Raw genomic sequence first — 22,309 nt, forward strand, 5'->3', positions numbered from 1 at the left:
GATGACGACATACGGAAAATAAAGCCCCAAAGTGCAAGGAGCGATTCTGAAAGATTGCGACGCGCTTCAGGCTGAAGCCTCTTCGTCAATGCTGCCTGGATTTCTCGACCAGGAAATCGATCAGCACCCGCACCGCCGGCGGCATGCCCTTGGCCGTCGTGAAAACGATGTAGAACTGGCTCTCCTCCGACTGCCATTCCGGCAGCACCCGCACCAGCTTGCCAGCCTGGAGATCGGCCTCGCAGGCGCTTTCGAGCAGAAGCCCGAAGCCGAGACCGGCCCGGGCCGCGTCGAGGATGGCGGTCATGCTGCGGCAGGTGAGCCGCGGCTGATGACGAATCACCTGTTTGGCGTCATTCGGACCGACCAGTTCCCAGGTGTGGAACGACACCCATGACGTCATTGCCAGCGTCGGAAGGTCGGCGAGCTCGTCAACGCAATTCAAACTGCCGGTACGCTCGACGAGCGAGGGACTTGCGACCAGGATACGTCGCGCCCGGTCGAGCTTGCGCATCGTCAGGCTCGTCTGCGTCTCCGGCTCGTTGGTCGCCCTCACCTCGAGATCGATCCGTTCGTTGATGAGGTCGGCGCGCCGGTCGGAGCCGATGATCTGCAGCTTGATCTTCGGGTAACGTTCCAAGAATTCAGGCAGGATGCCCCCGACCGAGATGTCGACGAGAGCGAGCGGGCACCCCATCCGCACCACGCCCTGTGGATCGGATTGGGCCTCGGTGACGATCGACTTGGCGCGGTCGGCCTCCTGCAGGATGGTCTGGCATCTTTCGTAAAAAGCTTGACCGATCTCTGTCACCCGGAAGTGACGCGTCGAGCGTTCTATAAGCCTTGCGCCAAGCCCATCCTCGAGACGGCTGACCCGCCTGCTGAGTTTCGAACGTGGTATTTTGAGATCGCGACTTGCAGAAGCGAAACCGCCGCTGGAGACGACAGCGGCGAAATAATAGTAGTCGTTGAGATCGTCCATAAGAACAAGCTATCCGAGAGTGTGAATGAATGCCAGCCCCCAGCAAAGGTTGTATCCTCTCTCCCAAAAAGCTGTAATCACATTGTCGGCATTAGATTTTCTTTTCACGACCCGTTGCGGCAAGCTAGCCGATGCAGACGAAGTCAATCAATCGACAGCCGTCCGCACGGCAATATCTCGGCCGATCCAGCTTGCTTGAAAAATTGAAAACGGGGGTGCCTCAATAGCCGAGGCTAACAAAATGCCGACATACGATACGAAACGTACCTGTTCGGCTCACCTGAAAAGACGATCCAGAAAGACTGCCTTGAAGACTGTGCGTCAAAAACGCTGCAAGGACGGTCCGGCAGGGAAGACCGGACCCGTCCCCGTAGCTGATCGGAGGTCACTCGGATCAGAAACTGATTTAAGTGCTCCCGGTCCGAAGACCGGGAGCATATCCACCAAGTGGATTAGAACGAACGCTGCAGACGGAAGTAGCCCGTCGTGGTGTCGTCGCCATCTTCCGGATCGAGCCACTGAACCGAAGCCTTGGCGTAGAAGTTGTCGACGATCTGGTAATCAACCGTCAGACCAGCCTTCCAGGCATCGCCGAGACCGTCGAAGTCTTCCGGAACTTCCGTGCCACCGCCGAAGTAGTTGCCGTAGTACTGAACGCCCGGGGTGATCTTGAGCTTGTCGGTTGCCTTGATAGCGTATTCGGCAGCGATAGCCCATTCAGCTGAGGAGTAGTAGGAGTTCGGGCCGGAAGAGTAAACGCCGGCGAGGCCGAGCGTACCGGGACCGATGTCAACCGTACCCATTGCACGGATAGCGCCGTCTTCGTTGTCGAAGTCCCAGCCGCCAGTGACCTGGTAGCTGAATGCGCCGGCAGTGCCGCCAACGCCGAAGGCAACGCCGACATTGTTCGGACCATCGTCCGCAGTAAAGTCGGTGGTGCCGGGAATGACGCCGGGAGTAAAGGTACCCTGGTAAACGCCGTCTTCCAGTTCATCGACACTGAGGCCGGCGTAGAAGGTGCCGCTTTCATACTGATAGCGGATCGAGTTGTGGAGCGTTACGACCGAACCGATGTCGTCGGTTTCGCCAGAGAGACCATCGTCCCACCAGCTGTAGAACAGACCGGCGCGGAAGCCCGCGACGTCGAGGTAAGCGGAGTCGAGGATGGCGTCCTGATCGGTGGCATTGTCAGCATTGAACTGCATGACGATGACGCCGGTCAGCGGACCATACTCGGTGTCGCTCTTGGCCGTGAACTGAACCTGACCGCGGGTGACGGCATCCCAGTCCGAATCGCCGCCGACATCTTCGCCAACGTTGACCTGGAAACGGATGTAGCCTTCGATCTTGAGGCAGGTTTCGGTGCCCGGGATGTAGAAGTAGCCGGTGCCGTAAGCGTCGCAGACGCGAACATATTCAACCGGTTCCGGCTCAGCAGCAACAATAGCGTCAGCTGCAAGAACCGGCGTCGATGCAGCAAATGCTGCTGCTGATGCAAGCAAAACCATTCTGATGTTCATTTACCAATCCATTCCTTTGTCGATCGGGGCTGGCTTCAGATCGGGTAGTCGATTTGAAGCCGGCCCAGTTTGAACAGCCATCTCGGCGTGCGGATCGATCGAACCGCCAAACCGTCATCACATACAAGGCTCTATCAAGCAATTGTCGATATACGCCAGATGGGTTCTCACGGGCTACTTTCCCCGGCAACGTGATTTTTATACAACAATTTCAAATATTTATACGAAAAACATGCAAAACGGCTCCGCGACGGAGATCCTCCATCGCAAGCCGCACACGCTACACCCATTGTCAAATTCTCCACCGTCCGACCCCGTCGAACATACTGGTGAAGCGCGTAAACTCTACCGCCGGCTAACAAGCACAAACAAGGTGGCGGTTTAGAACATAGTGTTCTGAATTCGATACCAATGAGACAAAATTATGACATATCGCCCACTGGTTTAATCGACCATAACCCCAGAATCCTTACCAGGCTATTCATTTTTCCAGGAATTTGGTTCGATTTGAGCGTTTTTTCGCTATTTTTGAGGCTTTTTTTCAGTCGCGGGACCGCACATCCCCAAACTCGGCCTTGCTAACTGGCATTCCCACGTGCGGCCAGGATGTCACAAGTCGCCTCCAACGGGCATATCCGAGGTCGCAGACTCACGCCTGGTATGAGGCCGCGCTGGACTTTGCCGTGTCGCGTGCGGTCACGGCCGCACACTTGACCTCAATCCTCGTTGGATTTGGCATTATCGAGAATCATGTAGTCGAGCGGCAGCTGCGTCGAATACTTGATCTGCTCCATCGCAAAGGCGGAGGAAACGTCGCGAATCTCGATCTTGGCGATCATCCGCTTATAAAAAGCGTCATAGGCGGCAATATCGGGCACGACGACTCGCAAGAGATAATCGACATCACCACTCATCCGGTAGAATTCCACCACTTCGGGGAATTCGGCGACCACCTCGGAAAAGCGGCGCAGCCATTCGATCGAATGCGTGGCAGTGCGAATCGACACGAAGACGGTGACCTTGGTGTTGACCTTCTCCGGATCGAGGATGGCGACTCGGCGCTTGATGACGCCGTCTTCTTCCATCTTCTGGATGCGCCGCCAGCATGGCGTCGTCGAGAGACCCACTTTCTTGGCGAGATCGGCAACGGCAAGTGTCGAATCTTCTTGCAGAAGACGCAGTATTTTCCGGTCGAGGCGGTCCATGCGCACAACAGTCCTTTCGAATTATTTTCTTTGTATAACTCGATTCCGCGCAACTAAAAGAATTTTGTTTCAGGAAAGCAGCGTTTTCGTTCGTTCCTGTAAGACCGGGAGCAATTCTTTCTCGAACCAGGGATTGCGCTTCAGCCAGCCGCTGTTGCGCCAGCTCGGATGCGGCAGCGGCAGCACGGCCGGCAATCGGTCGGACAGAAGACAGTCACGCCATGCCCGCACCGTCTCGGTCATATTGTCCCGCCTTTCACCGGCCATATGCCAGGCCTGCGCATATTGGCCGATGACCAGCACCAGTTCGATTTGCGGCATGGCTGAGATCACTCTTTGCCGCCAGAACGACGCGCATTCGCGCCGCGGCGGCAGATCGGCGCCCTTGTCGTCATAGCCAGGAAAGCAGAAGCCCATAGGCACGATGGCGAATCGGCCGCGGTCGTAGAAGCTTGCCCTGTCAACGCCAAGCCATGACCGCAACCGGTCGCCCGAGGCATCGTCGAATGGCAGGCCGCTCTCATGCACCCGAAGCCCCGGCGCCTGCCCGGCGATCAGTATGCGCGCGCTCGACGAGATCACCGCCACCGGCCGCGGCTCGTGCGGCAGCCGGTGTTCGGGGCCTTTCGCCGGCGTGTCACGACAGATCCGACAGGAGGCGATCTCCCGCCGGAGCGTCTCCAGCATGGCTTCGTCGGTCATGACTTTACTCCCATCCGACGATCTGCGCGATGAAACGCAGGGCGCCGTCGAAACCCGACCTCTGGTGCGCATGATTGCGCACGTCGCGCGGCCGCTCGAAAGTTCCGGCCCAGAGGCCTGCCTTCTGAGCCCTCGCCTCGGCCTCCTCTTTGCCATAATCGCCATAGGAAATGGCCATGCCCCGGCGCACCATGGCGGCATTGATGTCGCCGCCTGCCCCGCTCCGGCAGATGACGAGCAGCCTGTTGTAGCGGTCACGCCGGCTGCCCTGACAAAGTGTTCCCGATGCCAGCACCATGTCCTGCAGCGCCTCGCGCGCCGCGCGCCCGCAGGCCCAGGCTTTCCCCGCCCGCTCGCAGCTCTGGTTGAGCTCCGGCGCATCGATGCCTTCGAGGCGCAACCGCTCGTCTCCCAATGTCAGACTGTCACCGTCGGCAGCATGAAAGGCGCCGGCGTGCTCGATTTTTGCTGCATCGTTGAGCTTGGCGGCGATCAGCGCCACGAGCGCCAGCAGGGCAAAAGCGGTCACGCCGTCGCGAATCAGGCGCAGGCCCCGTGTCACGCTTTCGCCTCCTTAAAAAACAAATCCTTGGCAAAGATGGCAAACATCTTCTTAAGAATTGCCGGTTAAGCTCTTATCCACCCTGGGATGAAGTTTCAACGTGCACATGAGTACCGGCGTAAGCACATCGACCGACAAGATCATCGTCGACAGGTCGCGCAGCCACCGCAACAAGGCCGTTTCCAAGGCCGTGCGGCAGACGCGCGAACGTCTTCAGTCCGGTCACGCGTCCAATTCCTCCTTCGATCTTGACGTGCTCAAGATGTATGTGGCGTCGGTGCTGCAGAGCGCGACGATCATGCCCCTCTTCGTCGTCATCATCACCGCGCTTGGCGTCTATTTCACCCAGAACACGCAATTGCTCTTCTGGGCGCTGCTGACGCTCACCTGTCACGCCGGTAATATCCTGCTCGCGAGGCGCGCGCGCCGGCAGGAGATTACCTCCGAGAGCGCCCGCAAATGGCGCCGGCTGCTGCTGCTCGGCCAGTTCCTCCTCGGCTGCTGTTGGGCCGTCTTTGCGCTGCAGGGCTGCGATACCTGCGAGCCGTCGAGCTTCATTCTTTATAAGGGCACGACGCTGCTGATCGCGCTCTCCGTTACGGCGATGTCGAACTTCATGCTGACGCCGGCCGTGCTCGCCGCCTTTTCACCTGCGGTCCTGGCACTCGCCGCCAAGAGCGGCCTGTCACGCGACCTCCTCGAAATCAGCCTGACGGGGGCCTTCACCACCACCCTTGTCTTCTTCAATTATATCAGCGACCGGCTCTTCAAGTCGAACCTCAGGATTCTCTCCTATCAGTCGGAGAAGGACGACCTGATCGCCGAGCTGGAAGTGGCGAAATCGATGTCGGACGAGGCTCGCCGCCGCGCCGAAGAGGCAAACCTCGCCAAGTCGCGCTTCCTTGCCTCCATGTCGCACGAGCTCAGGACCCCGCTAAACGCCATCCTCGGCTTTTCCGAGGTGATGTCGGCCGAAGTCATGGGACCGCTCGCCAATCCGACCTACAAGGAATATGCCGGCGATATCCACCGCTCCGGCCAACACTTGCTCGATCTCATCAACGAGATCCTCGACCTGTCGCGCATCGAGGCTGGCAAATACGAACTGAGCGAGGAGGCGATTTCGCTGCTCGATATCACCGAAGATTGCATCGGCATGGTCCAGCTGCGCGCCCGCGCCAAGAACATTGCCATTTCGGACCAGTTCGAGCGCCAGCTGCCGGCCATCTGGGCGGATGAGAAGTCGATGCGCCAGGTGGTGCTCAACCTTCTCTCCAATGCCGTCAAGTTCACGCCGCAGGGCGGCGAGATCCACGTCAAGGTCGGCTGGACAGCCGGCGGCGGACAGTACATCTCGATCAAGGACAACGGCCCCGGTATTCCGGAAGAAGAGATTCCCGTCGTCCTGTCGGCCTTTGGCCAGGGCTCAATCGCCATCAAGAGCGCCGAACAGGGTACAGGCCTCGGCCTGCCGATCGTCCAGGCGATCCTTGCCAAGCATGACGGACAGTTCCTGCTGAAATCGAAGCTACGCGAAGGCACCGAAGTTATCGCCATCCTGCCCGCCAAGCGCGTGCTCCAGAGCCTGCCGGCCGTCGAGGAGGCTCAGGCCGTCGCGCGCAAGCGCAAGAGTTTTGCCTGATTCAGCTAAAGCATGATGCCGAAAAGCGTGAACGGTTTTCGGGCAATATCATGCTCCAATTTTTAGACTTGGATCCGGATGACTTCAGGCCGATCCAGCGCGAAATCATCCGGATCCAAAGAACAGGTGCTTGCTGAGGACGAAGCCGAGATAGAGGCTGCAGGCGGCGATCATGCAGGTCACCGCGAAGGAGCCGAGATCCTTGGCATGTTTGCCGACGATTGAAATCTCCGGCGAAATCCGGTCGATCACCTCTTCAACGGCGGTATTCATCGCCTCCATCGAAAAGAGCCCGAGAAACAGAAGCACCGCGACGACGATCTCGCCCGCAGTCGCTCCCACCAGCGCCAGCGCCGCGATCGAAACGACGAAGAAACGGAGTTCCTGACGGAAGGCCGCCTCTTTCAGCACCCGCAGGAAGCCCGCCCAAGAGTAGCTGGCGGCGGCGATGAAATGCCGAAGTCCGGTCTCTTTCGTCACCGCAGGCTTCGTCAAGATGCCCTCTCCTCTTCCCGTTGCATCACAGACCGGGAGAGGCTTTGCCGTCTCCTCTTTGATGAGCGAATACGCAAATACCGAATCCACTTGAGGCGCGCAAGCGAACGCGTGCGGATCGACGGCGCCCGTCGCGGCCTTAATGCTTATTCGACACACCTGCCTGGGCGAAGGTCGCCATGCCGGAATGACAGGCGGCGGCCGCCTTGACGATACCGGCGGCAAGCGCCGCACCGGTGCCTTCGCCGAGCCGCATACCGAGCGCCAGAAGCGGCGTCTTGCCGAGCATCTCGATTGCGCGAAGATGCCCGGGCTCGCCGGAGACATGGCCGATCAGGCAATGATCGAGCGCGGACGGATTGGCGGCCTTCAGGATCGCTGCCGCGGCGGTCGCGACATAACCGTCGATCAGCACCGGGATGCGCTCCATGCGGGCGGCAAGAATGGCGCCGGCCATCGCCGCGATCTCGCGGCCGCCGAGCCGGCGCATGATCTCGAGCGGATCGTCGAGATGGTCACCATGCAGTGCCACCGCCTTTTCCACCGCCGCGATCTTGCGCTCCAGCATCTCGCCTTCCGAACCGGTGCCGGGTCCCACCCAGTCGCGCGCCGAACCGCCGTAGAGCGCATAGTTGATCGCCGCCGCAATCGTCGTATTACCGATGCCCATTTCGCCGATGCAAAGCAGGTCGGTGCCGCCGGCGATCGCCTCCATGCCGAAGGCCATGGTGGCGGCGCAATCGCGCTCGGAAAGCGCGGCCTCTTCGGTAATGTCGCCGGTGGGATAATCGAGCGCCAGGTCGAAGACCTTCAGCCCGAGATCATAGGCAACACAGATCTGGTTGATCGCAGCACCGCCGGCCGCGAAGTTATCGACCATCTGTTGCGTCACCGTGGGCGGAAAGGGCGTGATGCCCTGTTTGGTGACACCGTGATTGCCGGCGAAGATCGCCACCAGCGGCCGATTGACGGCGGGTGTGCGGCCCGTCCAGGCGGCAAGCCAGAAGGCAATCTCCTCGAGCCGTCCGAGCGCGCCCGGCGGCTTGGTCAGTTGTGCGTCGCGTTCGCGGGCAGCCACCAGCGCGCGGGCATCCGGCCCCGGCAGGTCGCGGAGCAGGGTACGGAAATCGTCGAACGGCAGGCCTGAAACGCTCATTTGTGCGGTTTTCCTATGAATCCGGGTATTCTTGTTTTTTCCACGCAAATCAGCTTCCTTGCGGGTGGCAACTCTCTTAAAGCGGGCGGACGAGGCGAACAACTCTAAAAGCGCCGCCGCGACCATAAGCCGAGACCTCCGGGCGGAACGAAGTAGAATGAAGATCAAGGATCATGCGGTCGATACCGCCCGCGCCGTCGCCTTCCTCAGCCGCATTCCCCTGCCGCAATCGCTGTTCAGAGGCTATGACGGCAGGCTTGGCCGGCTGGTGCGCGCCTTTCCCCTCGCAGGCATCGTCATCGGCTTCGTCCCCGCACTCGCCCTCTTCCTGCTTTTGGGGCTGCGTGCCGATCCGCTGATGGCGGCCCTGATCGCGCTTTCCGTTCAGGTCATCGTCACCGGGGCGCTGCACGAGGACGGGCTGGCCGATACGGCCGATGGCATTGGCGGCGGCAAGAGCCGTGAGCAGAGCCTCCTCATCATGAAGGACAGCCGGATCGGCACCTATGGCGCGATAGCGCTGATCCTCTCCTTCGCGATCCGCGCAGCCGCGCTTGCCGCTATCGCCGGCCGTTCCTCGCCGCTCGCTGCCGCCCTTGCCATTCCCGCAGTCGCGGCCCTCAGTCGCGGCGCCATCGCCTGGCACTGGCAACGGCTGCCACCGGCAAAGGCCGATGGGGTAGCCGCCTCGACCGGCCAGCCGGACGAGGCGGCGATGCAGTTTGCGCTCGCCTCGGCCGGCCTCGTCGCAGCGCTTCTGATCTGGCCGGCTTTCGGCCTGCGGCCGCTCATCGTAAGCCTGCTCGCCACCGGTATCGCAGGCCTTGCCTTCACCGCTTTCATCCGCCGCAAGCTTGCCGGCCACACCGGCGATACGCTGGGTGCGACGCAGCAGATTTGCGAGATCGCCACTCTTTGCGCCCTTGCCACCGCTCTTTGAAACTCCGATATATCCTTCATGCAAACACCCTGCATTCACCTCTGCTCCCTCGTTTCAGCCACCGGATTTTGCGCCGGATGCGGGCGGACTCTTCAGGAAATCAGCAGCTGGATGAGCTACTCCGACACCGAGCGAAGACAGATCATGGCACTGCTGCCGGCAAGGCTTGCAGGCACCACCACGGTGCCGAACCATATGAAATCAAGCCTCGTCGCCGGGCCGGAGCGGCCTTTATGATTCGTTTGACTGTCTTCCTCGTCGTAATCGGCATCGGCCTTGCCGTGCTGATCGTCAACAATGACAACAGCCGCATCCTCGGCCTGCAGAGTGATGACTTCGGCCGTGTCGTCTACCTGCTGCCGATCGCGCTGATGCTATCGGCCGGCATCTGGGCGAGCCGGCGCAGCGTCGGTGAAACGATGCGACATATGATGATCTGGCTGGTCATCATCCTGGCACTCGTGACCGTCTATCTCTATCGCCAGGAAGCACTCGGCGTCGGCAACAGGCTGCTCGCCGGTCTCGTTCCCGGCCGTGCCGTTGTCGTCACGACAAGCGAGGGCGGCCAGGAAATCATTCTGCACAAGCTGCTGAACGGCCATTTCGAAGCCGATGTCGCTGTCAACGGCCAGACGATCGAGATGCTCGTCGATACCGGCGCCAGCATGGTGGCGCTGTCGCGCGAAGATGCCGAACGGATCGGTATCGACCTCTCCCGCCTCACCTATTCCATGACGGTCATGACAGCCAACGGCCGCGGCCGCGCAGCACCTGTCACCCTCGACCAGGTGGCGATCGGCCCGATCGTCCGCAACAATGTCGCAGCCAGCGTCGCCGAGGACGGCCGGCTCGACCAGAGCCTGCTCGGCATGAGCTTCCTGGAAACGCTGCGCTCGCTGCAGATGCAGACCGACGAACTCCGTATGCGCGACTAATTGCGGCTCCGCCGCTTTACGGCGACGACCGGATCTGACAGCTTGAGCCCAAGAACAACAAGACCACAAAGAGCAAAAAGAAACTCCTAGTCTGGTGGCACCGCATGTTCGACCGGCCTTTGCCCAAGGCGAGGCCTTGACCCATGGGTGCGACAGGAGTTTCGCAATGAATTCACTCTGGCCGATCGTCATCGGCGGCATTCTGCCTGCCATTTTCTGGGGCATCACCGCCATCTTCCAGAAGCAGAGTGCGACCGCCGCCACCGGCTCCGCCGTCTATCTGATCGCCTTCGGCGCTGCCTGCGCGCTCGCCGGCGTGATCGCCGCACTGATCTGGCGCCCCGCCCCCTGGACCGCCGAGGGCCTTGGCTTTGCCGCCACATCAGGCGCCTGCTTTGCCGTCGGTACCGGCCTCATCAGCTTTACGCTCTTCGCCTACGGCGTCCCGGTCTCGAAACTCGCCCCAATCTGGAGCTGCAACGTGCTGGTGACCCTGGCAATCGGCGCCGTCTTTCTCGGCGAAGCCTCCGAGCTCGACATAATAAAGCTCGTCGCCGGCACCCTCCTCATCATCTCCGGGGCCCTGCTCGTCAGCCGCGCCTGACGGGAATCGGACGCAATAGCGCAGCACCAAGATGATCAGTTCGCCGCCAGATGCTCCTGCGTTGCAGCCTCTTCTGCTTTGTTGATATCCTGCGTCAGGGCGCCTCCGCGCGCCATACCGGAGCCCGACATGAACCCACGACAATTGAAGACATTCCTTGCGGTGATCCGACACGAAAATCTCACGCGCGCCGCTGCCGAGGTCAATCTGGCTCAATCAAGCCTCAGCGACCAGATACAGATGCTGGAAGAAGAAGTCGGCGCAGAGCTCTTCCTCCGCTCCCGACAGGGCGTCGTCCCGACACCGGCAGGTGCGGTCCTCAAGGCCTATGCCGAAGAGATATTAGCGCTCAACGAGGAAGCGAAGGCCGCCGTCGGTGCGGCAGCCGGCAGTGCGGAGCAGTCCGTCACCTTGGGCACGCTCGAAACCATCGCCGCCGAGCGGCTGGCGCCGTGGCTTGCACTCTTTCGCAAGAAGAACCCGAACGTCGGCCTCAAGCTCAAGGTCGGCGGCAGCGGCGAATTGCTCGCGCAATTGCAGCAGGGCTCGATTGACATCGCCTTCACCTTCGATCGCGGGCAGCAAGATGAGCGCTTCTTGACGCGTCGCATCTGCGACGAACCGCTGGTGCTGATTGCCGGCGGCGATTCGCAAGCCCGACCACCGGAGAGCCTTGCGGCCCTGAGCACCGCCCCCTTCGTCGCCACCGAAACCGGCTGCGTCTACCGTCACCTGTTCGACGCTGCCTTTGCAGAAGCACATGTTGCAGCACCACCAATCGTCACGGAAGCCGACAGCATCGCGACAATCGTCCGGCTCGTCGCATCCGGCGCCGGCTTTGGCCTCGTCCCGCGCCTTGCGGTCGGCCCGGCCGCAACGCGGAGCAACATCGTCGAGCTGCCATGGCCGGGCAAACCACCTGCAGCCTCGCTGGTGATGATGTGGCGGCGCAGGCGCGTGCAACCGCCGGTGCTTACCCTCCTGCTGCAATCGGCAAGCGAAGAATTCTCGCCGCTCAGACCAGCCGATGTCCGCCTTCGACATGCAGGATAGTGCCTGTCGTGAATCCGTTGCCGATCAGGAAGCGGATCGCATCGGCAATGTCTTCCGGCTTACCGACGCGGCCGGCCGGCAGGCGCTCCGCCATCGCCTCCAGCATTGCCTGTTTGGCGTCACCGGCAACGAGGCTCCAGATCGGCGTATCCACCCACCCTGGCGATACGGCATTGACGCGGATCGGCGCCAGCTCGATCGCCAGCGCCCTGACCAAGCCTTCCAGCGCAGCATTGACGGCCGCCACCACCGATCCACGCGCCGCCGGCCGGTAGGCCGCGACACCTGACGTATAGGTAATCGATCCTGAGGCCGGCAGATGGACGGCACCATATTTTGCCAGCAGCAGCGGCCCGTAGAACTTGCTTTCGACAACCCTTTGCGCCGCCGTCAGCTCAATCGACGACAGCAACTGATAGGCTCCTTCGATATCGGCCGCCGTGCTGACGATGTGATCGACCGGCCCGCTATTGCAAAACAGCGCCGCGACCTCCTCCTCCCGCGATATATCGACGGCAACCGTCGACAATCCAGGATGCTCGCCGAGATCGCGGCGGGCCGCCGCAAGCTTGTCTTCGCTGCGTCCTGCGATCGTCACCGCCGCCCCTTCCCCGAGCAAACGCCTCGCCAGCGCCAGCCCCATTCCGGAGCTGCCGCCAGCAATAATGATCCTCGCGCCTTCGATCCTGATATCCGTCATCTGCCATCTCCTTCTCGGCTGATACAGCAGATGCCTCGGACCGGAGCGGAAGAAAAACGGAAGAAACCGATGGTGTCATCGAGTTTTCCGATGACACGTGTTCGGGTGAATGGTCAGTTTCGGAGCCGATAGCCGGTCTTGAAGATCCAGCCGAGTGTTCCCAGGCAGATCACCAGGAACACTGTGATCATCGCCAGGCTGATCGCCGGGTTGACGTCGGCGATCCCGTAAAAACTCCAGCGGAAGCCGCTGACGAGATAGAGCACCGGGTTGAGGTGGCTGACCGCCTGCCAGAACGGCGGCAGCATGCTGACGGAATAGAAGCTCCCGCCGAGGAAGGTCAGCGGCGGCACGACCAGCATGGGAATGAGGTTCAGCTGCTCGAAATTACCGGCCCAGATGCCGATCATGAAGCCGAACAGGCTGAAGGTGATCGCCGTCAACAAGAAAAATAGGATCATCATGAAGGGATGTTCGATCCTGACGTCGACGAAGAGATTGGCGGTCAGGAGGATGATGAAGCCGATGATCATGCCCTTGGTCGCCGCCGCCCCGACATAACCGAGCAGGATCTCCGTCATCGCTACCGGCGCCGAAAGCACCTCGTAGATCGTGCCGGTGAATTTCGGGAAATAGATGCCGAAAGAGCCGTTGCTGATGCACTGGCCAAGCAGCGTCAGCATGATCAAGCCGGGCGTAATAAAGGCGCCGTAGGACACGCCCTCCACCTCCTGAATGCGTGATCCCACAGCGGCGCCGAAGACGATGAAATAGAGCGAGGTTGAGATGACGGGCGAGATGACGCTCTGCAGCAGCGTGCGGCGCGTGCGCGCCATCTCGAAGAAATAGATGGATTTGACGGCCTCGACGTTCATTTGCTCGCTCCCACCAGCGCCACGAAGATGTCCTCGAGCGAGCTTTGCCGCGTCGAGAGATCCTTGAAATGGATATTGTTCTCGCCGAGCCGGGTCAGCAGAGCCGCAATGCTTTCCTGCTCATCGTCAGTGTCGAAATCATAGGTCAGGCGGTTGCCGTCTGCCTCCAGCGTCAGTCCATTGCCGGCAAAACAATCCGGCAGCCCGCTCAGCGGTTCGGTGAGATCGAGGATGAGCTGCTTGCGGCCGAGCTTGGCCATCAGCGCCGCCTTGTCCTCCACGAGCAGTAATTCGCCGCCATTGATGACGCCGACGCGGTCGGCGATTTCCTCGGCCTCTTCGATATAATGGGTGGTCAGGATGATGGTGACGCCGGAGGCCCGAAGCTCTTCGACGACATGCCACATGTCCTTGCGCAGCGTCACGTCGACGCCGGCGGTCGGCTCGTCGAGGAAAAGAATATCCGGCTCATGGGATAGCGCCTTGGCGATCAGCACCCGCCGCTTCATGCCGCCGGAGAGCTGGCGCAGCATATTGTCCTTTTTGTCCCAGAGCGAGAGCGCGCGCAGCACCTTCTCGATATGGGCAGGATTGGCTTTCTTGCCGTGCAGACCGCGCGAAAAGCTTACCGTATTGAACACCGTTTCGAACTGATCGGTGGTCAGCTCCTGCGGCACCAGCCCGATCATCCCGCGGGTGGCGCGGAAATCCTTCACGACGTCGCGGCCGGCGACCAGTACCCGGCCGCCGCTTGGATTGGCGATGCCGCAGATGATCGAGATCAGCGTCGTCTTGCCGGCACCGTTCGGCCCGAGCAGCGCCAGAATCTCACCCTTTTCGACGTCGAGGTTGATGCCCTTCAGGGCCTCGAACCCATTGGCGTAGGTCTTGGTAAGGTTTTGAACGGAAATGATGGGGGCCATGCGGGACTCTTGCGGATTCTCGGAGGTTACTTCGGCCCGCTATATAGTCCCTTTGTAACGCTTTAACATCCTTAAGCCTATGAACACTGCATTCGCGCGCTGCTAACATAGTTGGTCCGCCGAAGCGGTTGGCCGGCGAAAGAAAGGCAGCGACCGGCTTCAGATGTCATCATCCGGTGATCTTCGTGCCCGATAAGAGAGCCGAGGTCAGCACCGGCATCCGCCCCGCCGCCCACCCCTTTGCGGAGCCGTCTCCGGGTGTTCTCGTTGCGCCCCATTTTTGCTGCCTCGGCATGTAGTGAAAGTTATTGTTCAGTCACGAAGTGTTTGGAACCGGCCAGTATCCCCTGTTCAGCCGCGTTCGTCTTAGCCGGCCCTGCGCCGGCTTTCTTTTTTCGTTTCACACCTCATTCTTTCCGTGGTCCACCGCGGATGAAAGCGACCAGGGGTGCCCTCACAGCTCGTCGTAATTGAACCAGTCAAAATCCGCGATCTTCGCCCGGCCTGACGTGTCGAAGGCAAACACGCCGGCGAAAGCGCCGGTGAAGGAGCCGTGTTCGCCGCGTCCGCCCTCGTCTGAGATCACACCGGCGTCGAGGACCGGGCCGATCGGCTGCCAGGCGCCCTTACCTTCGGTCTGCCAGAAGAATTGCAGGTCGTTCTCGCGGATTTCCATGGCGAGCTGGACACGACCCTCGGCGGTAATCGAAACCCCGCTTTCGGCGGGAAAGCTCAGCCGTCCGTTCGGGTAGTCGCCGTTGCAGGAGAGGATCGTCACGCAGCGGCCGAGTGTCTCGTGCAGCGTCACGGCGACGGCGTGGAATTTGTGGCGGTTGTAGTAATGCGTCAGCCCCGCCACCTGCTGGTAGGTGTCGGGCGAGAAGTCGACCACGGTCTCGGCACGGAAACTGTGATGCTCTTGGCGGCGGGCAACCAGCGACTGTTCGAACCAGGAGCCGATGCTTTCGCGCGCAATCAGGCGCAGATGGCCGGGACGATCCGTCAGGTTGAAGATGCGCGCGGGCTCGGGCGTGCGTAGCCATTGGAAATCGGCAGGCAGCGTGCCGCCGTCGAAGCTGTATTCGCTGCGCATCGGCTTTTCCACCGGCACCGCGCCAAAGAGGCCCGGCACATCGACATCGGGCACTGAGGTGCCGTTTTCAAGATAGAGCCAGTCATCGTCGCGCCAGACGCATTTCTGTAAGGATGTCTCGCGCCCCAGCGTGCAGCGCCGTTTCGGCGGTAGCGGCCGGCCGCAGAGATGGGTGTGATAGGCCTCGCCCTCGGGCGTCTCGACATATTGGCCATGCCCTGCCCGTTGCAGCACCGCGCCCGGGTGATCCTTGGAGGTGATGAGATGCATGTTCGGATGCATCTCATAGGGTCCGTCGATCTTTCGCGACCGCGCCATGGTGACGGCATGGTCGTAGCCGGTGCCGCCCTCGGCGGTGGTCAGATAATACCAGCCATTGCGCTTGAAGAGATGCGGGCCCTCGACGAGGCCGAGCGGGCTGCCGGCGAAGATGTTCTTGATCGGCCCCTTTAACGCCTTTGCCGCCGGATCCCATTCCTGCAGCAGGATGCCGTCGAAGGCCGGCGATTTCGGCGAGCCGCCATAGCTTTCGGTGCGGTGGTTCCACTGCATGTTGACGAACCACTTCCGGCCGTCATCGTCGTGGAAGAGCGAGGGATCGAAGCCGGAGGAATTGACATAGACCGGCTCGGACCATTCGGCCTCGATCGTGGGTGCGGTGACGATGTAGTTCGGCGCGTCCTTGAAATTGCCGTCGTAGCGCTTGACGTCGGTATAGACCAGCCAGAACTGCCCGTCGGCATAAGACAGGCACGGCGCCCAGATGCCGCAGCTATCGGGATTGCCGCGCATGTCGAGCTGCGATCTGCGCTCCAGCGGCCGGCGCACCAGTGTCCAGTTCACCAGGTCGCGCGAATGGTGGATCTGCACGCCGGGATACCATTCGAAGGTCGAGGTGGCGATGTAATAATCCGCGCCGACGCGGCAGATCGACGGGTCGGGGTTGAACCCCGGCAGAATGGGATTGCGGATCATGACAGGGTCTCCTCCGACCGGCGGTGCTTTTTTGCTGTACGTACATCAGATTATAGCAGAAAAAGGCCCGGAAGACTTGCCTCCGGGCCTGACGTAGCTATTCGCGTTCGGCGGACTTTGCCCAGAGGTTGATGTCGGCCTCGCGGGCGTAGACGTCGATCTCGGCAAGCTCCTCGACGCTGAATTCGAGATTGTCGAGCGCCTTGACGCAATCGACGATCTGCGACGAGCGGCTTGCGCCGATCAGCGCCGAGGTCACGCGCCCGCCACGCAGCACCCAGGCGATCGCCATCTGCGCCAGAGTCTGGCCGCGCCTTTCGGCGATCTCGTTGAGCTTGCGGATATTGTCGATGATCGAGGGGCGGATGTAGTCACGCTTCAGGAAATGGTTCTGCGCCGCGCGGCTGTCTTCGGGAATGCCGCCGAGATATTTCGTCGTCAGCATGCCCTGGGCAAGCGGCGAAAAGACGATCGAGCCCATGCCGACCTCGTCGAGCGTATCGAGCAGCCTGTCGTCCTCGACCCAGCGGTTGAGCATCGAATAGCTCGGCTGGTGGATCAGGCACGGCGTACCGAGCTCCTTGAGGATTGCCGCGGCTTCTCTCGAGCGCTGCGAATTATAGGAGGAGATGCCGACATAGAGTGCCCGGCCGGAACGGACGATATGGTCGAGAGCGCCGCAGGTCTCTTCCAATGGCGTTTCCGGGTCGAAGCGGTGCGAATAGAAGATGTCGACATAGTCGAGGCCCATCCGCTTCAGGCTCTGATCGCAGGAGGCGATCAGATACTTGCGGCTGCCCCATTCGCCGTAAGGGCCAGGCCACATGTCGTAGCCGGCCTTGGATGAGATGATCAACTCGTCGCGAAGCCCGACGAATTCGGTACGCATGATTTCGCCGAAGGCGGTCTCGGCGCTGCCGGGAGGCGGGCCGTAATTGTTGGCGAGGTCGAAATGGGTGATGCCGAGGTCGAAGGCCGTGCGGCACATATCGATTTTGCGGTCATGCGGCGTGTCGCCGCCGAAATTGTGCCAGAGGCCGAGGGAGACGGCCGGGAGCTTCAGGCCGGAACGGCCCGTGCGGTTATATTTCATTTTCGAATAACGGTCTGCGGCCGGTTGCCAGCTCATCTGAATGTCTCCTTGATAAAATAGCTATATGGTCGTCATGAGACATTATCGGCCCAAGAGATTGCCGACACCTGCCCCTCATCCGGCTGCCGCCACCTTCTCCCCGTAAACGGGGCGAAGGGACACGCCGCGCCGCCTTCCTCAACCTCAACCTCGACCTCGACGCTGCGTTTGGCGCGTCCCCTCTCCCCGCCTTTACGGGGAGAGGGTTAGGGTGAGGGGCAGCCATCGGCGCGAACCGCACAGCCGTGGGACAGGCCCGAGGTTGACGAAACTATTGTAACAAGCGCGCCGATACGGCAAGCCCAAGGCGTGCGTGCTCTCTACTTCAGAAGCGCCTGCGCTTCTTCGATGCCAAGCGCGGCCGGTTGCGTGCAGGTCGTGGTCAGGTCGATGAAACGACCCTCTTCGCCCGATTTCAGGATCGAGGTCATGACGTCGACGCCGTGCAGCGTGCGGTCGAGCGAGCAGCGCGCATCGCGGCCCTCGATCAGCGACATCGCCATGTCGGCAAGGCCGGCGGTGCGGTAGTTGGCGCGCGATCCGTTCGGGCTTTCCTGGTTGATCTTGCCGAATGGATGCTCCCAGGCGTCGAGCGGCTTGATGTCCTTGTCGCGGCCGCTTGCCTCGACGGTGCCGCCGAAGAAGTTCGGGTCCGGCACGTAGAGCGAGCCGTCGGTGCCGTAGAGCTCCATGTTGGCGTGGCGATGCGACCAGACGTCCCAACTCGCCGTCAGCGTCACCGTGGCGCCGTTGACGAATTCGAGCAGCGCCTGGATCGTCGTCGGCGTATTGACCGGGATGATCTCGCCGTTACGCGGCTGGCTGGTGATGGTGCGGGTCGGCGACGCCATCGAGGTCATACTGCCGACACGTTTGACCGGGCCGATCAGGTTGATCAGGTTGGCGATGTAATAAGGGCCGAGATCGAGGATCGGGCCGCCGCCCGGAAGGAAGAAGAAATCCGGGTTGGGATGCCACATCTCCATGCCGGGGCTCATCACGTAGCAGGCGCCCGAGGTCACTCGGCCGATGCCGCCGTCGTCGATGAACTTGCGGGCGAGCTGATGGGCGCCGCCGAGGAAAGTGTCGGGCGCGCAGCCGACGGCAAGGTTCTTCTGCTTGGCGATGTGGCGAAGCTCCTCGCCCTCTTCAAGCGAAAGCACCAGCGGCTTTTCGGAATAGACGTGTTTTCCGGCCTCGAGGATCGCCTTCGATACCCGGAAATGCGCATCCGGGATCGTCAGGTTGACGACGACGTCGATCTCGTCATTGACGAGAAGCTCGTCGATCGTCTGCGCTTTGACGCCATATTCCTTGGCGCGCGCCTCGGCCGCCTGCGCGTTGATGTCGGCGCAGGCCAGCACCTTCAGCCCCCTGAAGAGCGGTGCCAGTGAGAAGTAAGTGGTGGAGATGTTGCCGCATCCGATGATGCCGACGCCAAGTTCCTTGGTCATGATGAAGCCTCAGTAGGTCTGGAAGGATGCGATCGAGCGGCTGATGTTGCGGTCGATGTCATTCGGGTTGTCGTGTTCGACGACGTAGTGCTTGGCCTTGGTGGCGCGCAACGCCGTCATCAGCCTGGCCCACTCGACCTTGCCGTGGCCGACATCGGCCCAGCCGCTCTCATCCGTCGCCTCGCCGGCCGGTGCGATGTCCTTGACATGCACAGCGGTGATGCGCGGTCCGAGCTTCTCGATCCAGGCGAAGGGATCGGCGCCGCCGCGGATCACCCAGGCGATATCGGCTTCCCAGGAAATGTCGGGCGCGCCTTCGAAGATGTGCTCGATCGGCCGCGAGCCGTCCTGCAGCTTGAAGAATTCGAAATCATGATTGTGCCAGCCGAATTCGTAGCCGGCAGCCTTGTAGGGCTTGCTGATCTCCTGCAGGCGCTTGCCGAAGGCGACCCAGCCCGCAGCGTCGGACGGGCGTTCCTCGGCCGCCAGATGCGGCGCATAGATCGAATTCATGCCGAGAATCTTAGCAATGTTCAGCGACTTCTCGACCTCCTTCTCGAGGAAATCGGGGCTGAAATGCCCGCTCGCCATGACCAGGCCATTCTTGTCGAGCTCAGCGCGAAGGCTCTTCAGCCCGGCATCGTCGAGATCGGCATAAATGCCGCCGAAGCCCTCGACCTCGGCATAGCCTGATTTGCCGAGCTTTTCGAAGATCGCCGAATAAGGCTGGAAGTTGCGGGCGCTATAGAGCTGGTAGCTGAGTTTTGTCATCATGTTCTCCTTGGGCCTCGTGCCCATTCTTTCAAGATCAATCCGCCGACTGGCAGGAATACAGGTCGTAGAACCGGAACTCCGGAAGCGCCCCGCGATCAAGCGGCCGTGCCGGCGTAAAGGTGATGCGGCGGCTCTCGCCGGCGGCAAGATCGAAGGCGTTGTCGGAATATTTGCCGTCCGTCTCCGTCTCGATCATCACGAAAAGCGCAAGTCCTCTAGTGGTGACGTTGATGTCGAGAGAGCCACTCTCCTCGACATATTCGTGGGTGATCGTCAGCCTCGCGGGCTCCAGCTCCAGCGCCTTGTAGGTGCCGTTGACGTAATGCCCCTCGCCGCCCATGCCGTTCGACGCGGTGAAGTGCCAGGCAAGCAGCGTTCCCTCGGGAATATCGGAAACGTCGATGCTCATGGCAGTGACGGCCGCATCCGGCGAACATTTGGCCTGCACGTCCTTCAGGTGCCGGCGTTCGCCCTTTACCGTCAGGATCGAGACTGCAAGATCAACGCTGACATCGGCAAGCGTGTCGTTGACGAGCGAGAAACGGATCGTCTTTCCGTCGTCGGAAGGAATGGCGGCGACCGCGACCGGCTGGAAGAAGCGCTTGACGAGATAGTGCATCGCCTTCCAGCGGCCGCCATAATCGAGGCTCGACCAGGAGGCGACCGGCCAGGTGTCATTGAGTTGCCAGTAGATCGTGCCCATGCAATGGGGTTTGAGTGACCGCCAGTATTCCACCGCTGTCTTGATCGCCAGCCCCTGCTGGATCTGGCTGAGATAGACGAAGTTCGGAAAATCCTTGGGGAAGCGGAAATAACGGAACATCGTGGCGGCGATGCGCTCGTTGCCGCCGGCATTCTTCTGGTGCAGTTCCATGACTGGGGAAGCGACGTTCATGTCCTTCGCCTCGGCATAGGTCTTGATGACGGGCAGCGAGGTATAGGACTGGAAGCCGAATTCCGAGCAGAAGCGTGGACGCACCGTGCGGTAATTGTCGAACGACTTGTTCTCGTGCCAGACCGACCAGTAATGCATATCGCCGGACCCGTCCGCATGCCAGGCATCGCCGAAATCGAGATAGCCGGACGCCGGGCTCGACGGCCACCAGAGCGCGCCGGGCAGCGCCTTCTTCACGGCCTGCTCGATCGTGCGGTTGAGCCGATCATAGGAGACGAGATAGCGGTCGCGATCCTTCCTCGACTCCTCGAACCAGGTCAGCGCTCCGACCAGCTCATTGTCGCCGCACCAGAGCACGATCGACGGATGCGAGGAGAGCCGGCGCACCTGGTAATCGACCTCGATCGTTACATTGTCGAGGAAGTCCTCGGTCGAGGGATAGAGGTTGCAGGCGAACATGAAGTCCTGCCAGACCATGAGGCCCAGCCGGTCGCAGAGATCGTAGAAATGATCCTGCTCGTAGAAGCCGCCGCCCCACACGCGGATCATGTTCATATTGGCGGCTTTGGCCGATTGCAGCAGATCCTCGGTCTTCTCAGGCGAAGACAGCGAAAACAGCGCGTCGGCCGGGATCCAGTTGGCGCCGCGGCAGAAAATCTCGCGGCCGTTGACCTTGAAGGCGAAGCGGCTGCCTGACGCATCCGGCGTGGTGATCAGCTCGACGGTGCGAAGGCCGATCTGCTTGGTCACTTCATCGGTCGGCAATTCGACGGAAAGCCTGTAGAGCGCCTGCTCGCCGCTGCCGGAGGGCCACCAGAGGCGTGGATTGTCGATATGGAAGAGGTGGTTGACATGGGTCTCGCCATTGACGCCGACATCCAGGCGCACGCGCTCGCCGTCGAGCTCAAAATAGACCTGGGCAATGTCTGGCCCCTTGGAAAACAGCGTCGCCGTCACTTTGAGGTCGACCGAGCCGTCGTTATTGTGGGTCTGGCGGGTGACCACATGTTCGATGCGCGCGGTTTCGAGCTTCTTCAGCGCGATCGTCCCGTAAAGGCCGAGCGGGGCAATGGCGATGTTCCAGTCCCAGCCGAAATGGCATTGAGGCTTGCGCAGCATGTTGCCGTCGGGGATTGGCGAATTACCGGTACTGTAGGGAATGTAGAACGGCTGCTGCTTCTGTCGCGCAGCGCCGACGGCAATGTTGGAGGCAAAGACGATGCGGATACTGTTGTCGCCTGATTTCAGCATGCTGGAGACATCAGGCCGGTAGCGGCGGAAGCTGTTATCGGCTTCGAGCGCCAGGAAGCCGTTGACGTGGACGCTGGCGACCGTGTCGAGATAGTCGATATCGAGATACCAGTCGCCCTCGACCTCCTGAAGCGTGAAGCTGCGCTCGACCGCCCATTCGCGCTCGGCGACCCACTGCACCTTTTCCTCGTTGCGGCCGAAATAGGGATCGGGGACCAATCCTGCCCGGTGCAGAGCCGTGTGCACGTCGCCCGGCAGCATGATCGCGGTGCGGATCTCGCCGTCGACGGAGGCGAGCTGCCACGAACCGGAAAGGTCGATGTTGAAACCGTTCTTCGGCAAGGATGTCATAGTCATATCCTGATCGGACCGCTCCTGGGAATCGCCGGACAAGCCGGACCGCGGCCGAATTTGGCTGGCCTGATGGCCGATTGGAAATAG

At 61.1% G+C, this 22,309-nt stretch carries 21 protein-coding genes; 6 read left to right on the forward strand and 15 right to left on the reverse strand.

Annotated elements, in window-relative coordinates; genetic code table 11:
• Positions 1-85: 85 nt before the first annotated feature.
• The 5 genes from J3P73_RS14145 to J3P73_RS14165 form a co-directional block, all read right to left on the reverse strand.
• On the reverse strand, positions 86-982 hold the full coding sequence (locus J3P73_RS14145; RefSeq protein ID WP_018067940.1) for a LysR substrate-binding domain-containing protein: 897 nt from the start codon (positions 980-982) through the stop codon (positions 86-88).
• Positions 983-1,434: 452 nt separating this feature from the next.
• Positions 1,435-2,502 carry a porin gene (locus J3P73_RS14150; protein WP_027689125.1) on the reverse strand — a complete coding sequence of 356 codons (1,068 nt, stop codon included), beginning with the start codon at positions 2,500-2,502 and terminating at the stop codon, positions 1,435-1,437.
• Between the two features lie 716 nt (positions 2,503-3,218).
• Entirely contained in the window at positions 3,219-3,707 is a 489-nt protein-coding gene (locus J3P73_RS14155) for an Lrp/AsnC family transcriptional regulator (RefSeq protein ID WP_003540387.1), read from the reverse strand.
• 69 nt (positions 3,708-3,776) lie between these two features.
• Positions 3,777-4,409 carry a uracil-DNA glycosylase family protein gene (locus tag J3P73_RS14160; RefSeq protein ID WP_024322057.1) on the reverse strand — a complete coding sequence of 211 codons (633 nt, stop codon included), beginning with the start codon at positions 4,407-4,409 and terminating at the stop codon, positions 3,777-3,779.
• Between the two features lie 4 nt (positions 4,410-4,413).
• Entirely contained in the window at positions 4,414-4,971 is a 558-nt protein-coding gene (locus tag J3P73_RS14165) for a thermonuclease family protein (RefSeq protein ID WP_024322058.1), read from the reverse strand.
• 106 nt (positions 4,972-5,077) lie between these two features.
• Here J3P73_RS14165 and J3P73_RS14170 point away from each other — a divergent pair, with 106 nt between their 5' ends.
• Positions 5,078-6,613, forward strand: coding sequence for a sensor histidine kinase (locus J3P73_RS14170; RefSeq protein ID WP_024322059.1), 1,536 nt, complete (start codon positions 5,078-5,080; stop codon positions 6,611-6,613).
• 105 nt (positions 6,614-6,718) lie between these two features.
• Here the strand turns inward: J3P73_RS14170 and J3P73_RS14175 are convergent, their stop codons facing one another.
• Complete coding sequence (locus J3P73_RS14175; RefSeq protein ID WP_130691942.1) at positions 6,719-7,108, reverse strand: diacylglycerol kinase; 390 nt, start codon at positions 7,106-7,108, stop codon at positions 6,719-6,721.
• A gap of 139 nt (positions 7,109-7,247) precedes the next feature.
• Positions 7,248-8,264, reverse strand: a complete 1,017-nt coding sequence (gene cobT, locus J3P73_RS14180) for a nicotinate-nucleotide--dimethylbenzimidazole phosphoribosyltransferase (RefSeq protein WP_024322061.1) — start codon at positions 8,262-8,264, stop codon at positions 7,248-7,250.
• A 157-nt stretch (positions 8,265-8,421) separates the two neighbouring features.
• On the opposite strand from cobT, the gene J3P73_RS14185 reads away from it, so the two are divergent.
• From J3P73_RS14185 to J3P73_RS14205, 5 genes are all read left to right on the forward strand, one after another.
• Positions 8,422-9,204, forward strand: a complete 783-nt coding sequence (locus J3P73_RS14185; protein WP_024322062.1) for an adenosylcobinamide-GDP ribazoletransferase — start codon at positions 8,422-8,424, stop codon at positions 9,202-9,204.
• Between the two features lie 18 nt (positions 9,205-9,222).
• Positions 9,223-9,441 (forward strand): DUF1289 domain-containing protein, encoded by a 219-nt coding sequence (locus J3P73_RS14190; protein ID WP_024322063.1) that lies wholly within the window; start codon positions 9,223-9,225, stop codon positions 9,439-9,441.
• A complete protein-coding gene (locus tag J3P73_RS14195; RefSeq protein ID WP_024322064.1) occupies positions 9,438-10,139 on the forward strand; it encodes a TIGR02281 family clan AA aspartic protease in 702 nt (233 codons plus the stop codon). The genes J3P73_RS14190 and J3P73_RS14195 overlap by 4 nt, the downstream gene beginning before the upstream one ends.
• A gap of 166 nt (positions 10,140-10,305) precedes the next feature.
• Entirely contained in the window at positions 10,306-10,743 is a 438-nt protein-coding gene (locus J3P73_RS14200; RefSeq protein ID WP_024322065.1) for an EamA family transporter, read from the forward strand.
• 129 nt (positions 10,744-10,872) lie between these two features.
• The gene (locus J3P73_RS14205; protein ID WP_024322066.1) at positions 10,873-11,796 is read left to right on the forward strand and encodes a LysR family transcriptional regulator; all 924 of its coding nucleotides are present in this window, start codon (positions 10,873-10,875) and stop codon (positions 11,794-11,796) included.
• Here J3P73_RS14205 and J3P73_RS14210 read toward each other — a convergent pair.
• The 8 genes from J3P73_RS14210 to J3P73_RS14245 form a co-directional block, all read right to left on the reverse strand.
• On the reverse strand, positions 11,759-12,496 hold the full coding sequence (locus J3P73_RS14210) for an SDR family oxidoreductase (RefSeq protein WP_024322067.1): 738 nt from the start codon (positions 12,494-12,496) through the stop codon (positions 11,759-11,761). The two genes, J3P73_RS14205 and J3P73_RS14210, sit on opposite strands and share 38 nt — an antisense overlap.
• A gap of 113 nt (positions 12,497-12,609) precedes the next feature.
• Positions 12,610-13,371, reverse strand: coding sequence for an ABC transporter permease (locus tag J3P73_RS14215; RefSeq protein ID WP_018074633.1), 762 nt, complete (start codon positions 13,369-13,371; stop codon positions 12,610-12,612).
• Positions 13,368-14,294, reverse strand: coding sequence for an ABC transporter ATP-binding protein (locus J3P73_RS14220; RefSeq protein ID WP_130655701.1), 927 nt, complete (start codon positions 14,292-14,294; stop codon positions 13,368-13,370). The genes J3P73_RS14215 and J3P73_RS14220 overlap by 4 nt, the downstream gene beginning before the upstream one ends.
• Before the next feature lie 454 nt (positions 14,295-14,748).
• Complete coding sequence (locus J3P73_RS14225) at positions 14,749-16,362, reverse strand: glycoside hydrolase family 43 protein (protein WP_130655702.1); 1,614 nt, start codon at positions 16,360-16,362, stop codon at positions 14,749-14,751.
• Between the two features lie 97 nt (positions 16,363-16,459).
• Positions 16,460-17,491 carry an L-glyceraldehyde 3-phosphate reductase gene (mgrA, locus tag J3P73_RS14230; RefSeq protein ID WP_018074630.1) on the reverse strand — a complete coding sequence of 344 codons (1,032 nt, stop codon included), beginning with the start codon at positions 17,489-17,491 and terminating at the stop codon, positions 16,460-16,462.
• Between the two features lie 323 nt (positions 17,492-17,814).
• Entirely contained in the window at positions 17,815-18,948 is a 1,134-nt protein-coding gene (locus tag J3P73_RS14235) for a Gfo/Idh/MocA family protein (protein WP_024322070.1), read from the reverse strand.
• A 9-nt stretch (positions 18,949-18,957) separates the two neighbouring features.
• Positions 18,958-19,719: a sugar phosphate isomerase/epimerase family protein gene (locus J3P73_RS14240; protein ID WP_130691946.1), complete on the reverse strand. Its 762-nt coding sequence runs from the start codon at positions 19,717-19,719 to the stop codon at positions 18,958-18,960.
• A 37-nt stretch (positions 19,720-19,756) separates the two neighbouring features.
• Positions 19,757-22,219: a beta-mannosidase gene (locus J3P73_RS14245; RefSeq protein ID WP_024322071.1), complete on the reverse strand. Its 2,463-nt coding sequence runs from the start codon at positions 22,217-22,219 to the stop codon at positions 19,757-19,759.
• Positions 22,220-22,309 lie beyond the last annotated feature (90 nt).

Source organism: Rhizobium ruizarguesonis (genome assembly GCF_017357285.1).
In the GTDB taxonomy this organism is placed as follows: domain Bacteria; phylum Pseudomonadota; class Alphaproteobacteria; order Rhizobiales; family Rhizobiaceae; genus Rhizobium; species Rhizobium ruizarguesonis.

What these genes read in the sequence shown, in the direction of transcription:
- J3P73_RS14145 (WP_018067940.1), bottom strand. Translation starts at nt 982, where the DNA reads ATGGACGATCTCAACGACTACTATTATTTCGCCGCTGTCGTCTCCAGC.
- J3P73_RS14150 (WP_027689125.1), bottom strand. Translation starts at nt 2,502, where the DNA reads ATGAACATCAGAATGGTTTTGCTTGCATCAGCAGCAGCATTTGCTGCA.
- J3P73_RS14155 (WP_003540387.1), bottom strand. Translation starts at nt 3,707, where the DNA reads ATGGACCGCCTCGACCGGAAAATACTGCGTCTTCTGCAAGAAGATTCG.
- J3P73_RS14160 (WP_024322057.1), bottom strand. Translation starts at nt 4,409, where the DNA reads ATGACCGACGAAGCCATGCTGGAGACGCTCCGGCGGGAGATCGCCTCC.
- J3P73_RS14170 (WP_024322059.1), top strand. Translation starts at nt 5,078, where the DNA reads ATGAGTACCGGCGTAAGCACATCGACCGACAAGATCATCGTCGACAGG.
- cobT (WP_024322061.1), bottom strand. Translation starts at nt 8,264, where the DNA reads ATGAGCGTTTCAGGCCTGCCGTTCGACGATTTCCGTACCCTGCTCCGC.
- J3P73_RS14185 (WP_024322062.1), top strand. Translation starts at nt 8,422, where the DNA reads ATGAAGATCAAGGATCATGCGGTCGATACCGCCCGCGCCGTCGCCTTC.
- J3P73_RS14190 (WP_024322063.1), top strand. Translation starts at nt 9,223, where the DNA reads ATGCAAACACCCTGCATTCACCTCTGCTCCCTCGTTTCAGCCACCGGA.
- J3P73_RS14195 (WP_024322064.1), top strand. Translation starts at nt 9,438, where the DNA reads ATGATTCGTTTGACTGTCTTCCTCGTCGTAATCGGCATCGGCCTTGCC.
- J3P73_RS14200 (WP_024322065.1), top strand. Translation starts at nt 10,306, where the DNA reads ATGAATTCACTCTGGCCGATCGTCATCGGCGGCATTCTGCCTGCCATT.
- J3P73_RS14205 (WP_024322066.1), top strand. Translation starts at nt 10,873, where the DNA reads ATGAACCCACGACAATTGAAGACATTCCTTGCGGTGATCCGACACGAA.
- J3P73_RS14210 (WP_024322067.1), bottom strand. Translation starts at nt 12,496, where the DNA reads ATGACGGATATCAGGATCGAAGGCGCGAGGATCATTATTGCTGGCGGC.
- J3P73_RS14215 (WP_018074633.1), bottom strand. Translation starts at nt 13,371, where the DNA reads ATGAACGTCGAGGCCGTCAAATCCATCTATTTCTTCGAGATGGCGCGC.
- J3P73_RS14220 (WP_130655701.1), bottom strand. Translation starts at nt 14,294, where the DNA reads ATGGCCCCCATCATTTCCGTTCAAAACCTTACCAAGACCTACGCCAAT.
- J3P73_RS14225 (WP_130655702.1), bottom strand. Translation starts at nt 16,362, where the DNA reads ATGATCCGCAATCCCATTCTGCCGGGGTTCAACCCCGACCCGTCGATC.
- mgrA (WP_018074630.1), bottom strand. Translation starts at nt 17,491, where the DNA reads ATGAGCTGGCAACCGGCCGCAGACCGTTATTCGAAAATGAAATATAAC.
- J3P73_RS14235 (WP_024322070.1), bottom strand. Translation starts at nt 18,948, where the DNA reads ATGACCAAGGAACTTGGCGTCGGCATCATCGGATGCGGCAACATCTCC.
- J3P73_RS14240 (WP_130691946.1), bottom strand. Translation starts at nt 19,719, where the DNA reads ATGACAAAACTCAGCTACCAGCTCTATAGCGCCCGCAACTTCCAGCCT.
- J3P73_RS14245 (WP_024322071.1), bottom strand. Translation starts at nt 22,219, where the DNA reads ATGACATCCTTGCCGAAGAACGGTTTCAACATCGACCTTTCCGGTTCG.